The 13,807-nt window shown below is 68.7% G+C and carries 8 protein-coding genes; 5 read left to right on the top strand and 3 right to left on the bottom strand.

What is annotated here, in order from left to right:
• Window positions 1–4 precede the first annotated feature (4 nt).
• Together AMA02S_RS29035 and AMA02S_RS29040 are read right to left on the bottom strand one after the other, a co-directional pair.
• Window positions 5–1,654, bottom strand: a complete 1,650-nt coding sequence (locus tag AMA02S_RS29035; protein WP_067464180.1) for a protein kinase domain-containing protein — start codon at window positions 1,652–1,654, stop codon at window positions 5–7.
• Window positions 1,655–1,661: 7 nt separating this feature from the next.
• Window positions 1,662–3,191, bottom strand: coding sequence for a DUF4407 domain-containing protein (locus AMA02S_RS29040; protein ID WP_169806911.1), 1,530 nt, complete (start codon window positions 3,189–3,191; stop codon window positions 1,662–1,664).
• A gap of 483 nt (window positions 3,192–3,674) precedes the next feature.
• On the opposite strand from AMA02S_RS29040, the gene AMA02S_RS29045 reads away from it, so the two are divergent.
• The 4 genes from AMA02S_RS29045 to AMA02S_RS29060 are packed head-to-tail and all read left to right on the top strand — an operon-like array spanning window position 3,675 to window position 11,609.
• Window positions 3,675–5,453, top strand: a complete 1,779-nt coding sequence (locus tag AMA02S_RS29045; protein ID WP_157430889.1) for a hypothetical protein — start codon at window positions 3,675–3,677, stop codon at window positions 5,451–5,453.
• A gap of 8 nt (window positions 5,454–5,461) precedes the next feature.
• Complete coding sequence (locus AMA02S_RS29050; protein WP_084265712.1) at window positions 5,462–6,484, top strand: nucleoside/nucleotide kinase family protein; 1,023 nt, start codon at window positions 5,462–5,464, stop codon at window positions 6,482–6,484.
• Between the two features lie 11 nt (window positions 6,485–6,495).
• Window positions 6,496–9,138 (top strand): hypothetical protein, encoded by a 2,643-nt coding sequence (locus AMA02S_RS29055; protein ID WP_067464189.1) that lies wholly within the window; start codon window positions 6,496–6,498, stop codon window positions 9,136–9,138.
• Window positions 9,135–11,609: a hypothetical protein gene (locus AMA02S_RS29060; protein ID WP_067464192.1), complete on the top strand. Its 2,475-nt coding sequence runs from the start codon at window positions 9,135–9,137 to the stop codon at window positions 11,607–11,609. Before AMA02S_RS29055 ends, AMA02S_RS29060 begins: the two co-directional genes overlap by 4 nt.
• Here the strand turns inward: AMA02S_RS29060 and AMA02S_RS29065 are convergent.
• On the bottom strand, window positions 11,598–12,260 hold the full coding sequence (locus tag AMA02S_RS29065) for a FadR/GntR family transcriptional regulator (RefSeq protein WP_067464195.1): 663 nt from the start codon (window positions 12,258–12,260) through the stop codon (window positions 11,598–11,600). The genes AMA02S_RS29060 and AMA02S_RS29065 overlap by 12 nt on opposite strands.
• Window positions 12,261–12,656: 396 nt before the next feature.
• Here AMA02S_RS29065 and AMA02S_RS29070 point away from each other — a divergent pair, with 396 nt between their 5' ends.
• On the top strand, window positions 12,657–13,781 hold the full coding sequence (locus AMA02S_RS29070) for a sugar phosphate isomerase/epimerase family protein (protein WP_218005148.1): 1,125 nt from the start codon (window positions 12,657–12,659) through the stop codon (window positions 13,779–13,781).
• The last annotated feature ends 26 nt before the right edge of the window (window positions 13,782–13,807 follow it).

Raw genomic sequence — 13,807 nt, forward strand, 5'->3', positions numbered from 1 at the left:
GGCGTCAGCCCAGGCGATGCAGGGCGTCGATGACCCGCTGGCGCTCTGCCGGACGCATGAGCTGGAGGAGATGTGCCGCCTGGTCGGGGTGGACGAGCAGGATCTCGGCCACCCGCGAAGCGTCCATCCGGTCAAGGACGCCCCCGCGCCGCTCGCGGGGGAGCGCCTGGACGAGGGCCGCGGCGCGCGGCGGATCCTCGGTCGTCTGATCGAGTAGCGCGGCCGCCCGGCGGGGGCTCATCTGCGCGAGGACGTCCGCCGAGCGCGCCGGTTCCAGGACATCCAGCAGGGCCATGGCCTGGGCCGGTGCTACGTCGTTCAGCACCCGCGCGGCGTGCCTGGACGGCAGCGCGCACAGGAGCCGGGCCGTCGGCCGATCGTCCGGGCGCATCGCGGCGAGGATCGGGGCGACGCCCCTGGCCGGGACGAGGGCGAGCAGCCTCGCGGCCCGTTCCGGGGAGAAGCGGCGCAGCACCGCCACCGCCGTCTCCGGCCGGGTGTGCCCGAGGACCTCCGCCGCGAAGGCGGGACCCAGTGCCACCGCCACCGCCACCGCCTCGTCCGAGCCGGGCTCCAGCCGGTCCAGAACCCGGGCCGACGTCCGGGGACCCTGCTCGCGGAGCAGCGCCGCGGCCTCCTTCGGGTTACGCGCGACTATCGCGGCGAACCCGCTCGGCGGACGCTGGGGCGCCGGAGCCTCCGGCGGGTCACGCCGCCTGGCTTGTCCTGCCCGGGTAGAAGGCTCGCCGGAGCTTGCGCGGGGAGTTCGATGGACAGGGGCGTCCTGCCGGCCACCGAGGACCCGGGCGAGCATGTCGCGCGCCGTCCTCGCGTCCAGCCGCCGTCCCGGATCCTTGTCGAGCATCTGGACGATCACCGGCGCCAGCCGGCCCGCCCGCACCATCGGGTCCGGCTGTTCGTGAAGCAGTGCGTAGATCACCTCCGCCTCCTGCTCGCGGGCGAACGGCAGGCGGTGCTCCATCGCCTGGTACAGAGTGACCCCCAGCGACCACAGATCGACCTCGGCGCCCGAGTCGCGGGTGAACCGCTCCGGCGCGACGTATCCGAGCGTGCCGACCAGGGCGCTGCGGGTGGTGAGCTGCTGGCCCTCGACCGCGGCGTTGCCGAAGTCGATCAGCCGGACCCGCGGTCCGAGCGGGTCGTCCGGCGCGGTGGCGCGCTCGATCAGGATGTTCGCCGGCTTGATGTCCCGGTGCACCACCTTCTCGGCGTGCGCGGCGATGAGGGCGTTCAGCACCGCGATCCCGATCTCAGCCACCCGGACCTCCGACAACGTGTCCGGCCTGCGTTGGATCCACTCCGCCAGCGACTTGCCCTCGATGTACTCCATGACAATCAGGGGGGCGTCCGTGCTCTCGATGAGCTCCAGGATCCGGACGATGTTCGGGTGCCGGAGCCGCGAGGCGGCACGCGCCTCTCGCAGCACCCTAGAGGGTGAGATCAGCGGCCTGCCGTCCCCTGCCGCCGGCATGCCCGTGTGCATCTCCTTCACCGCGACGTTGCGCTCCAGGCTGCTGTCCCAAGCAAGCCACACGCTGCCCATGCCGCCCTCGCCGAGCTTGCGCACTCGCTCGAACCGGCCGCCGCCGGAATGAACCGCCACCCAGGGAACTCCCACACTGTCGTCGCGCATGGTCCGCTCAGTTGTCGAATTCGAGCAACCGGTCGGTTCCGTCCTCGGCGTCGAGCCGCGACGTGGACGGCTTGTCCTGTGTCTCGGGCATCGAGAATCTGGTTCTCCCAGGCCGCGGAAGATCCGTGCCAGGGGCCGGGGTAAGTCCCTCGTTCCTTTCCGCGCGCCCTGGTCCGGGGGACGGGGAAACCTGGTCGAAGTCCGGGTCCTCTTCGCCGTGGCCGTACACGTGATTGTCCGGCATGTTGAGCAATTGCTCGGCGTCCCATCGGTGCGGGCTGCCGGGTTCCTCGGGAAGGTCGTCGCTCCACTCCCGGGCCGGATCATCCTGTGGGAGGCGATGTGTGCCCGTGGACGACGTGCCATTGCCCGCGGGTTCCGCGGGGATTCCCCAGAGTTCGCGAATGGCCTCGTCCATCTTGCCCTCCTTCGCGCCGGGGGAATTGTGGATCAAGAGTGTGGCGTGTGCGAGGTCCTCGTTCTCCTGCACTTTGATGAGCTTGTCGTAGGTGCTCTCCGGCAGGAACAGCATCAGCATTTTGACCAGCACGGGCAGTATCTCGATCACGGTGAACAGCAGGATCAGCGCGCGGTGTGCCGTCCGCATGGAGCCGTCCTGGCTGGAGAGGTGGTCGAGCGCCTTGATCCTGATGAGCAGGCCATTGGAGCTCTGCTGCTTCGCCGTGAAGGACTTCTGCAGCGCCTCCTGGCGGACCATCTGCTCGTCCAGCCTCTTGCGCACTCCCGGCAGAGCCGTCCGGGCGTCGGCGACGCGCTGGGCGCGGCTCTTATCGTCGTTCGAGGCGAGGCGCTGTTTGCGGTCCTCGATCTGGCCGTTGAGCGTGGTGACCTGCCGCTGGGCGGAGTCGTAGGCCTTCTTGGCCGCCACTGCGAGCGGCCCGTTCCCCTTCGGCTTGCAGGGACCATAGAGCTGGCACTGTAGCTTCTTGTACGCGGCGTCGCTGCCGGCCTGCGCCTGCTTGAGCTGGGACTGCAACCCGATGATCACGGGGTCGTCGCCGGGGTTGCGCGGCGCGTCCCCACCGGTCGCGACGATCCGCTCCAGGCCGTCGCGCTGGGCCGTGAGATCGGCGATCGCCTTGCCCAGGTCCCCGTTCTTCTGGCGCTCCTGGAAGGTGTCGGCGTCGGCCTGATGGATCTTGGCGATCTCCGCCGCGATCTCCGGCTCGAAGATGCGCAGGACGATCGGCGTGGAGATCACCAGGCCGAACAGCACGGCCAGCGCCAGGCGGGGGGCGGCGGTCAGCAGGTTCTGTCGGCGTGAGCCGCGCTGGATGGAACTGACCAGCCAGCGGTCCAGCATGATGATCCCGAGCGCCCAGGCCAGCCCGAAGGCCACCGCCAGTGGCGTCGCCACCTGCACCGCGCTTTGCAGCGCGAACGCCATGGCCACCCCGGCGATCGAGCCGGTGATCGCTATGGCGCTGCCGACACCGACGTATTTCGGCTTGTCGCCCGGACTCAATTCGAGGACTTCCTCGCGGGCACCGGAAAGCCACACTAGAACGTTCTTCATATAGCTCCCCCTTGCTGCCGCCACCGGGCAGGTGTGACCCGTGTCGATCTCCCGTGCCCCCGTCGGCGCCGGTTCCTGGAGAGGGTACGCCCCATGAACCTCGCTGATATAGGTAGATGTGCGCATTGAGGCGATCAATCGCTTGAATCTACAGATCTAGCAGTACCTCATAACGTCAGCTGGAGCCCGTTCCGGCGAAGGGACGCTGCTGACCGGTTCCGGTCAAAGGTCGGTGTGACCCGCTTTTGCATACAGCGGACCGGGCGTGTCTACTATGCCGGAGAAGGGGGCCGACATCGCGGAGGCTGTCGGGTCAAGGAGTTTGATCAAGCGGGGAAGTCGATATTCGCGGGGGCGCGCGAGCCTGTATGAAAAGATCACGGTTCTCCATCCCAGTCGGCGCCGAGCGAATGATGTGGGATGTGAGGAAAAGCCTCTATGTCGCACCGTGAGATAGACTATGTGAAGTGTCCGGTTTGTTTTGTGTTGAGCGACACGAACGGGACGTGTGCGTGCGGATGGCCGTCGTCGCCACCGGCCGCGGCGGACGACGAGCCACCCGGCGGCCCCGGAGCGGTGCCGGACGAGGGGGAGCGGCTCCGCTCCGCCCAGCGCGCTTTCGACGCCGTCGCCGCCGCTCGGATGTCACCGGCCGACGGCAGCGACCTTCCCTTCATCCGAGGTGGCCGGCCCAGCACGGCGGAATGGGCCGAGGCGCTGCGCCGGGCCGAGACCGGGGGCGAGCCGGTCGAGCGCTTCCGCGCCCGCATCCAGCGGGCCATCACCGAGCTGTCCGACCGGGGCCGCCTGACGATCGTCGAGGCCGGCGAGTCCGGGATCGTCGTCACCGTCGTCGACCTGGACGGGTTCGGTCTGCCCCGTCCACGTCCGCGGCCGGCCGTCCCCTGGACCACGCTGGTGCCGGCACTCGCCACCGGCTCCCTCCAGGAGCTGCGGTTCCGGCTGGCCGGCGGTCTCGGTGGCGTCGACCAGGGCCGGCTATGGACAGAGCTGCACCGGAATCTGGAGGATCAGGTTCCGCTACCAGACGGGTACCGGCTTGAGTTCGTCTGCACCGCGCCGGGCTGGCCCGTACCGGAAAGGGCGTTGGCCGATCTCGCCGGGTTCGTGAACGGTCCCGGGCAGAACCCACCGGAGGCATGGACGGCACCGGATTCACACGATCCGCGGTGGACGCCCTTCCGCCTCACCGGAGTCGACGTCGCCGCCGCCGTCGACGACGCGGTGGCGGCCCTTCCGCTCCGCGCCACCCTGGAGCTGGTGGTCGCGGAGGTCGAGCCCCGGTCCGGCAAGGTCCTGCCGGCCGGCGCACAGCTCTTCGCCGCGGGCGACGAGGTCGGTACCGAACGCGCAGTGCACCTGCGCTGCGTCCATCCGCACGATGAGGGGACCGTCCTCGCCGTCATGACATGGCGGGACGATGGGCCCCGCGTGCTGTTCACCGGTGTCGTGCGGCTCCCCGCCGGCCAGCACCGGATACGCGCCGTCCTGGCCGGAGCGGGGCAGGTCAAGTTCATCGAGCCGGGCGGGGTCGTGCCCGACCGCCGATCCTGGTCGGAGCTGATGGCGACGCTGCCCGACCGGCTCGTCCCGGAGGTCACCGAACTCGACGTCGTCTGCGTGATCGACCTCTGCGGTGGCGGATTCGAATCCCGCCGCAGGCTGGCGAGCGAGTTCGTCAGGCTGGCCAAGCGTCGATTCCCCCGCCCCGAGCAGCTCCGCGTCGCGGTCATCGGCTACGGCCGGCACGACTTTCGGCTCGGGAAGGAGCGCTCCGGTGTCCTCGGGGGCGCTTGGCTCGCCCCCGCCGCGGTGGCGCTGGACACGCTGGCGGGGCTCCGCTCCGTCCGGCCCGACCGGGTGCCCGGTGCTCCCCTTGAGGACGCCCTCCACCTGGTGGCACAGGGGGTCGCGAAGATCCCGCCCAGACGAAGGGTGGTCACGCTGTTCTTCGGCGACCGTCCGCCACATCCCTCACGAGACGACGCGGATGGTCTGCTCCCGTGCCCGGGCAGGATCGACTGGCGGAAACAACTGCAGCGGATCGAGCAGCATCCGGGCCTGACGAGCGCCGTCGTCCTGGACTCCTCCGAGAGTCTCGGCTCCGCGTGGCGCCGGCTCGGCCGAACGGCGCTGTTGCGCCTGGACCAGGCGGACGCCGGGCAGCTGGCCGCCGCCACGCACGTCATCGTGCCCGACTCTGGCCGGCTCGTCTTCCCGATGCTGGATACCGAGAACTGAGGTGAACCATGAAGCTGGGTTCGACGAATGAGCGGCCCGTCCCCGAGACGAAGATGGCCAAGATTGGGCTGTGGGGCGCCTCGGGCAGCGGCAAGACCTCTTATCTGGCCGCGCTCTACGTCGCGGTCACCCAGAGTAGGAAGTGGAACATCGGAGGGGTCGATCAGGAGTCGGTGGACTTTCTGACCGAGAAGACTGACACACTCACCCAGCAGCGCCGCTTTCCTCGCAAGACCGAGGGCATCCAGAATTTGAGCTGGACGGTCATGGGGGAGACGGAGCAGGTCGTCGGCAGTCGCTGGCGGAAACGTGTCGAGTCCGTTCCGCTCTATTTCCAGCTCGACATGCTCGACGCCGCGGGCACCCTCTTCAAGGGGACGACCGAGGACGACGCGACGGACGGAGAGATCGACCTGGAGTTCAACGACTCCAGTGGCGGCGCCGGTAGCGACCCGGAGGAACTCATCGACCAGCTGACGAGCTGTGACGGCATCGTCTACCTGTTCGATCCGGTCCGCGAGAACAAGGAGGGCGACGAGTTTCAGCATTTCCAGTGGGCGCTGCAGAACATCGTGCACCGCGCGTCCGGCGAGGGGAAACTCAATGGCAGATATCTGCCGCACTTTCTCGCGGTCTGCATCACCAAGTTGGACGACCCGAAGGTGTTCCACACCGCGTACAAGCGAAGTTACCTCACGGCCGACCCGAGCGATCCGCACCTTTTTCCGCGAGTGCGGGAGGACAAGGCCGAGGCGCTCTTCCGGGAGCTGGGAAACCTTTCTCCGACCCGGAGTGCGCTCATGGTACATGACGCGATCAACGCCGCGTTCGACGCCGAACGGGTACGCTACTTCGCCACCTCGTCCGTCGGTTTCTACCTTGCTCGGACGGCCACCCGCTTTCGTGCCGCCAACTTCCAGAACGTCGTCCCGCATCCGACGCAGGACAGCGAGTACACCATCCGCGGGGACATTCACCCGATCAATGTGCTGGAGCCGCTCTTGTGGCTAGGCGAGAAGACACGGCGATAGGCGAGTGCCCGATGGTCACGATCGCGATGGAATGGGCGCTGTGGAGCGAGCGACCAGGGGCGAGGGCTGACTACACCGTCCTGTCGTGCAGCAAGGGGCAGCTTCGCCCGGGCCACTTCAAGAAGATCATCACACGCTTCTCCCCGGGCACGGCCGAGGTGCAGGGAGGCTTGCCCAGGGTGACCATCATCACCGTTGACGTCGCGCAAGAGCCGCATATCGGCATGGCGATTCAGGATCGGTCAGACCAGCACGATGGGACCGGAAGGAGAATCGCGCCGACCCGCTTCTTTCTTATGCCCTACAAAGCATTGGAAGGGAATCCGGTTTCCTACTACGATCTCTACTTGTCGTTGCACTCGGTCCCCCTGCCCGAGGCGGGGGAAAGCTCCCTGCTGCAGATCGAGGTTCCGGATTTCGATGCCTCGACTGTCGCCGAGGACATCACGCTGCTGGGTGCCGATCCCACTTTCGCCGCCGCCCACCTTCTCCACAATGAACGGCTCTGCGTCACGGGAGCCGAGCAGGCGACGACCGAGATGCGGCTGCGGTATCTCGACGCCGCCGTCTCGCTCCTGCCCTACGGCCATCGCGCCAAGATCACCGCGACGACATGGGCCAACGGCGCCACCCGCCACCTCCTCCGGATGTTCTTCTCCCGGCGCGCCAATGACTCCGGCACGGTGGAAGTGCCGTGGGACGGGTCCGCCGCGGAACCTCCCGCGGGCGGCTTCGCCGGCCGGCTGAACGACATACTCGCCCGCTACCAGCCCGTGCAGGTGATCGGCCAGCTGGCCCTGCGCACGCACCCGCGAACATTCGAGGACGCCCCCGCGGCGGCCGAGACTCTGGCCTCGATCGAGGAACGGCTCCGCCGCGACCACGCCCTCCTGTACGGCGATCCCACCACGGCGGAATTGCGCAAATGGCTCGACGCGGAGGACCTCGTCGAGGACGAGGCGTCGAGCATCCTCGCGAAGCTGCTTCCGAAGGCCCAGGGCAAGGACATCGAGCCCATCGCGCGGTGGCTGCCGATCGTCGCCGCGGGAGATCTGACGCCATGGCGGGGTGTACTGCTCGCCCTCTCCAAAAGGCTGCTGTGGAGGGAGGGGGCACGGCTGGCGGAACTGCTTCGGGCCCTGCGCGACGAACGGGAGATCGACGCGTTCCTCGCGGACCTGATCGCGACCCGACCGGAAGAGACCACGCAGGTCACGCGCGGGCTGGGTGCCATCGCACAGTTGCTCATGGGGCAGGTCGTGCCCGACCCGGGAGCCTATCCCCGCACCCAGGCGGCACTGACGGGCGATGGCGCCATCGCACTCGCCCTGATCGACGCCCTCCTTGCCGACGGACCGGCGAGCGCGGCGAGCGCGGGGATCGGCTGGGCCTTCGATCGGCTGCCCGATGTGCTGATCGCCCCCACCGAACTGCTCTTCAGAGTCCCGTCCGATGAGCCTTTCACCCTGGCACTCATGGAGGACATCGCTCATTGCGGCGCCAGCTGCGTGTCCATGATGCTGAATATCGCTTGTTGGAAGGGCAAACTCGATCTCGTCGCCGAGGGGTTCATGGATTGGCTGGTCTCCCGCGAAGGCTGCCCTTCGCCTGGTGGCGGCTACTGGGGCAACGTGCTGTCCGCGCTCATTCCCGATGACCATTCCGTCCTGGCCATGATCGACGTTGCGCTTCTCGCGACCAGCCATCGTCCCCGCTGGATGATGGAGATACCGCGAGAGAACTGGCGGGATTACCAGGACTCGTTTGCCGCCCATTGGTCTCGTCCCTGGTCGAATCGGCCCCAGATGATTGTCGAGTTGGCCGGTCACCTGCGCAACCAGTCGTGGCATGATGTACCCGGCCGAGCGACGCAGATCATCAGCTTGCTTCCCGCTGTGCATCTGCATGAGCAGCCGACGGTGCAGAACGCCCTGATCGAGAGTCTCTCCAACGCCTACGACCTCTCGCCCGACGCCGACGCCGAAATGTGGCTGGAGACCATGGGAGGGCGTCGGACAAGCGCAAAGCGCCCCGTGCCCGCGCAACAGCCCCAGCCCCAGCCGTTGACGGTCTCGGAAGATCCGCCGCGTCCGACTCCGTACGAGCATCGGCAAGCGGTACGGAGAGCCGCCGAGTCCCTCATCGAACGCATCGTCGCGGCTGCCCTCCGCGGCGATAATTCAACCCATTTCTACGCCCATCTGAGCGAGCACAAGTTGCTGACTGATGCCGAGGTCGCGGTGGAGATCGTGGCCTCGCTCACCGGGGCGATCGGTCAGCGTGTGTCGCTGAACACCGGCTACAACTGGACGAACAATCTCATCGGGGCACTCTGCCAGCAGAAGTTCGGTGCGGAACTCGCCGAAGAATTTAAGACGCTGTATCTGAAATTCATACTTGAGGTCATGTCCGATCAGATCAGACAGCTTCAGATCTTCAGTGCCTCCGCTGCGGACTTCTTCAATGACAGGGAGAACGCCGGAAGGGTCAGGAACACGGCCGAAGTGCTTCTCCAGGTGGTCGGTGACAAGGGGAAGGCGCCGAGGCGCCGGGCGCGTCGAGGCCGGGACAAGCCGAAGGCGGACGGTCAACAGCCCGCGCCTCCGGCAACGCTGGACGAGGCTGCCTCCGCGGAGCTGGGCGCGGTGGAATGACTCCTGCCGGTCGCGCCTCCCTGGAGGCGGAATGGGCGCTCTGGGGGCGTCCGGCGGGCGGCGGCGCCGGCCACGTGGTCCTGGCGTGCAGCGATGGCCGGCTCCGCCGCGCCCACTTCGAGAAGATCATTACCCGGTTCTCTCCAGGAACGCCCGACACCGACGGTGCGCTCCCTCGCGTCACCATCGGTGCCCTGGACATCTCCAAGGTTCCTCACCTGGCCTTGGGTCTCCAGACATCGCAGCCCGTCCGGGATGACCAGGGCGTCACTACGATGCGGCTCTTCGTCTTTCCCTACAGCGTCCTCAGTAGGCGGGCCGTCGCCTACCGCGCCCTCTATCAACACCTGGCCGACGCCGCGCTTCCCGATTCCATGACGGGGCCGCCGGTCACCGTGCGGCCGCCGTTACTCGACACACGGGCCGTCGCGGCGGACATCCAGGAATTGGGTGCAGGTCCGGCGTGGGTGGCCGCTCTCGTGGCCCGCGGCCGGAACGTGTGCGTCGTCCAGGCGGAGTCCACGTCTCTGGACGAACGGCTGCGCTTCCTGGACGCGGTGGCGGCGCTGCTCCCGTACGGCTACCGTGCCAAGCTCACCACGACCACCTGGGCCAACAGCGCGACGCGCCACCCCTTCCGGCTGTTCTTCGCGCGGCACGCCGGAAACGGTGCCATCGGCATTCCCCTTCGGGGGCCTGCCGCGCCTCTCAGCGAATCGGTCACCGAGCGTGACCACCTCGGTCCGCTGAAGGCGGCGGTCGACCGGCTCGGCGCCGAGGCGGTGATCCGGTCATTTCTGGAAGATTCGGACCCCAGGTCTTGTAACGATCCCGGGCCTGCCGTGCGAGCCGTGCATGCCATGATCACCCCTCGTCCGCGGGCGGAGGTCACCGGCCTCGCCGAGCTCCGGGCACTGTTCGAACGGCCGGAGAACGTCCTGGCCCTGGATCACCAGAGCGCTCGCCGGGCGATGTCCCGGCTGGTCGAGCTCGCCGAACCGCAGGACTGGCCGACGATCGACGCCTGGTGGCGGGATCTGGCGGGCGACGACTTCGTCGGTCTGCTGACGCCGGCGTTCGAGAAGTGCCGTGCCCGGCTGTGGTCGGATGAGCCGGGCAAGATCCAGACGCAACTGCTCATCGCCTACCGGTACGAGCAGGGCGATGATTTCCTCGCGGCGCTCGTGGTCCCTCCCGGCCTGCCCCGCGACAGGGTCGAGCGCGGGCTGAGCGCCACGGCCCAGGCCGTCTACGACAGTGCGATCGTCTCCGGCGCGATGGCCGCGCACCCTCGCACGCTGCGGAGCCTGGTCGACCATCCGCAGGTGATGTGCGAGCTGGTCGCGCAGCTCGCCTCGTCCGATCCCGCCCGGCTGGAGCCGAGCATGGACTGGCTCGGGACGGTGCGCGCGAAGGACCCGCGGGTGCTGTCGGTGCTCCGCGACGTCCTGCTCGCCCGTGATCCGAGCCCGCTGCCATTGGAGCGCCTCGAAGGGCTCGCCGAGTCCGGACGCAGCTGCGTGGCAGCCCTGTTGGAGGCTGCCTGCGCGGTGGGGCGGCTCCCTTTGGTGCTGCAGGCCTTCGTCGAGATGCTCATCGAAGGCAGATCGATTCGACGGGACGAGAGCCGCTACTGGGCCGACCGGCTCAGCGGCTTGCGGCTCTCCGACCCCGGGTTCCAAGGGGTGATCGACGTCCTCCTCCTGGTGCTTGGTGGCCGTCCCGACATACTCCGCCATCTTGCCCAGGACGCAGAGGATTCCTACCGCAGGAATTTCCTGCGCACGTGCGCGCTGCCCTGGCCGGACGGGCGAGGCCCGGCCGCCGTGCTGGCCGAGATCCTCGACGAGAGCGGATCCCGCGAGGCTCGCCTGACCCTTCCGGACGGTTCAGAGCACACCCCGCCCCTCCGGGCCTTGCTGGTCGAAGCACTGGGGCCGGTCACGAACCGACCCGTCGGAGGGGACGCCGACGCGATCGTCCAGGACCTCGTCGCCGGTTACCGGCAGGGCATGACCGCCGAACGATGCCTGGACGGGCTCGGCCCCGATTCCTGGCCGGCCGTCCTCGCCGTGACCGTCGTCTGCCGGCTCGAACCGGCGCTCGTCCGGCAGGGCGTCATGCCCCGATCAGCCCGGCGGTGGAGCGCCGCCCTTGTCAGGCACCTGACCTCCGGGAGATGGGATCACGACCACGCACGTGACTTTTCCGCGCGGCTCCTGGAACGTGTGGTCGCCGACATGAAGGGACGGCTGTCGCTTCTGCACGCCGTCGCGTCCGGGGAGCAGTCCCACCGGGACCTTCGCGACGTCCACGCCGTCCTGGAACGGGTGCTGGAGACGTTCGGTACCGATCATGGAACCGCCCATGGACGGGCGGGCGCAGCCCGAGGACCAGAGCGCAACGGCCGCCCGGACACTGCGGCCCAGGGGTCCGAAGGGCGCTCCGTCACCCGCGGGTCAGCTCAATAGGTCGCGTAGGAACCGGCGGTAGTCCTCGTGGAGGTCGTGGCACGCCTGCCGGGCCGGTTCGAACTCGCCCCTGAGCACGCCGTTGGCGAGGACGCGGTGCTGCTCCAGCGTGGCCTCGTCCATGGTGTTGCCGTTGGGGCTGATCTTGATCACGGTCGAGATCTCGCTGGTGAAGTCGTCCCAGAGACGGACCGCCGTCGCGGACTGGGCGCTGGCGACGATCGCACGATGGAAGCGGTGATCGGCGCTCGTCGCCTGGGCGCCGTGCGCGACGCACTGTTCGAGTTCGGCGAGCGCGGCCTCGACCTCGGTGGTGTCCAGGTCGCCGGGGGCCCGTCGGGTCGTCACGCCGAGAACGCCGCACTCGAGCACCTCGCGCATCACGGTCACCTCGATGAGGGACCGCTGGGCGTCCTGGGACTGGACGGTGACGTCCTTCGCGGTCACGAAGGCGCCCCGGCCGACCTGGATGTCGACCAGGCCGAGCGAGCTCAGCATGCCGAGCGCCTCGCGGACGACGGGCCGGGAGACGCCGAACGTCTCCGACAGCCGCCGCTCTGACGGCAGGCGCTCGCCGGGGCTGTACCGGCCCGCCCGGATGTCCTGGAGCAGCTGGTCGGCGACGCGCGAGCGCTGTGTTCCTCCGCTCACCGGCGTCTGCTGTCCGGTCGCGGGGCCGGGACGCCGGCGGTGTGCGCATCCGGTGGAGCGCCCCGGCCGTTCGGGTCGTCACTACTGCGCCGCGTTCTCACTGGGTCGACTCCTTAGTTCGCTACCCGCCGGTCTGCGCGGCCGGGTCGGCCGAACGCCCCTGTCCGTTGAGCCTGCGCGGGTGCGCGGACCCGGTTCGCGGTGGGCGCCGCGGGCGACCGGCCACGTGGGGTGGCGCATGTGCAACATACCGGGCGCCTCGCCCGCGGTCGGCGCGAACCCGACTCCAATCTGCGTGAAGGCCCTGGACAGGAGCAGAGGGCGTTGCTACATTCCCGACAACTGGTAAGACCAGTAATACCAGAGTATGACCCTGTGAAGGAGGGGTGCTCACCGGTGCGTGACAGCAAGCCTGTTCCGGAGCCCGCGAAGGTGCCGTGGGCCCCGCGTATCGGGGTCGACGGTCGCAAGTTCCCGGGCGCCATGCGGGGCGGGTGCCACGACACGCTCGTTCGCGCCCATGAGGCCGGATTCGAGGGGGTCTTCTTCCGCACCGTGCTCGACATGAGCCCGACTCTCGACGCCGGCGAGCTACAGGAGATCCGCGATCACGCCGACGATCTCGGTATGTATCTGGAGGCCGGCCTCGGCAAGGTCAACCCGTTCGCCACGCCGGAAACGCCCGAGCTGCGGGCGGCGGGGGACGGCGACATTCTGCTCGGGTTCCGCCGGATGATGGAGGCGAGCGCCCGGATCGGGTGCGTCGAGCTGTGGGCGGCCACCACCAACTACCAGCTCGGCTACCCCGGCAAGTTCGTCTGGGACCGGTTCCGCACCGATGTGACCTGGTCGGCGCAGCTGGCGGCGACCGGACGGTTCCTCGAACGGCTGCGCCCGATCGCCCTCGATCTCGGCGTGCACATCAACCTGGAGACACACGAGGAGATCACCTCGTTCGAGCTGGTCGACCTGATCGAGACGGTGGGCCCGGACGTGTGCGGCATCGTCTACGACACGGCCAACCCGCTGCAGCGGCTCGAACACCCCCGGTACACCGCCGACCGCGTCGCACCCTACGTCCGGCAGACCCAGCTCAAGGACTGTTCGATCACCCCGGTCGAGGGCGGCTACCGGTTCGACCTGACGCCCTGCGGGGACGGCCTGGTCGACTTCGCCTACATCCTGTCCGCGCTCGCCCGCACCGCTCCCGGGGTGAATCTGACGATCGAGAACCAGGAGTCGCGTGCGGACTTCCCCGGCCCGACACCGGTCACGGTGCTGCCCGTCCGCGACCCGGACTTCGTCGGCTCGCACGCCGACCTGACGGTTCCCGAGTTCGCCGCGTTCACCGGCCTGGCGTACGACCGCGCAGCGCCGGGATCACAGCCGTGGGCCCCCGCGTCACCGGCCCACTTCGGTGACGACGAGGCAATGGCCGCCGTGCTGCGCAGCCTGGCCCATCTCACCCAGGTCCGCGACCGCGTGGCGGCCGCGACCCACCCCCCGGCGGTGCCGGCATGACGGCCGTACAGGACTCGCCCCCGGGC

This window comes from Actinomadura macra NBRC 14102 (assembly GCF_001552215.1).
Classification (GTDB): domain Bacteria; phylum Actinomycetota; class Actinomycetes; order Streptosporangiales; family Streptosporangiaceae; genus Spirillospora; species Spirillospora macra.

Excerpts from the sequence above, each read along its gene's own strand:
- AMA02S_RS29040 (WP_169806911.1), bottom strand. The coding sequence starts at position 3,191 with ATGAAGAACGTTCTAGTGTGGCTTTCCGGTGCCCGCGAGGAAGTCCTC.
- AMA02S_RS29060 (WP_067464192.1), top strand. The coding sequence starts at position 9,135 with ATGACTCCTGCCGGTCGCGCCTCCCTGGAGGCGGAATGGGCGCTCTGG.
- AMA02S_RS29050 (WP_084265712.1), top strand. The coding sequence starts at position 5,462 with ATGAAGCTGGGTTCGACGAATGAGCGGCCCGTCCCCGAGACGAAGATG.
- AMA02S_RS29035 (WP_067464180.1), bottom strand. The coding sequence starts at position 1,654 with ATGCGCGACGACAGTGTGGGAGTTCCCTGGGTGGCGGTTCATTCCGGC.
- AMA02S_RS29055 (WP_067464189.1), top strand. The coding sequence starts at position 6,496 with ATGGTCACGATCGCGATGGAATGGGCGCTGTGGAGCGAGCGACCAGGG.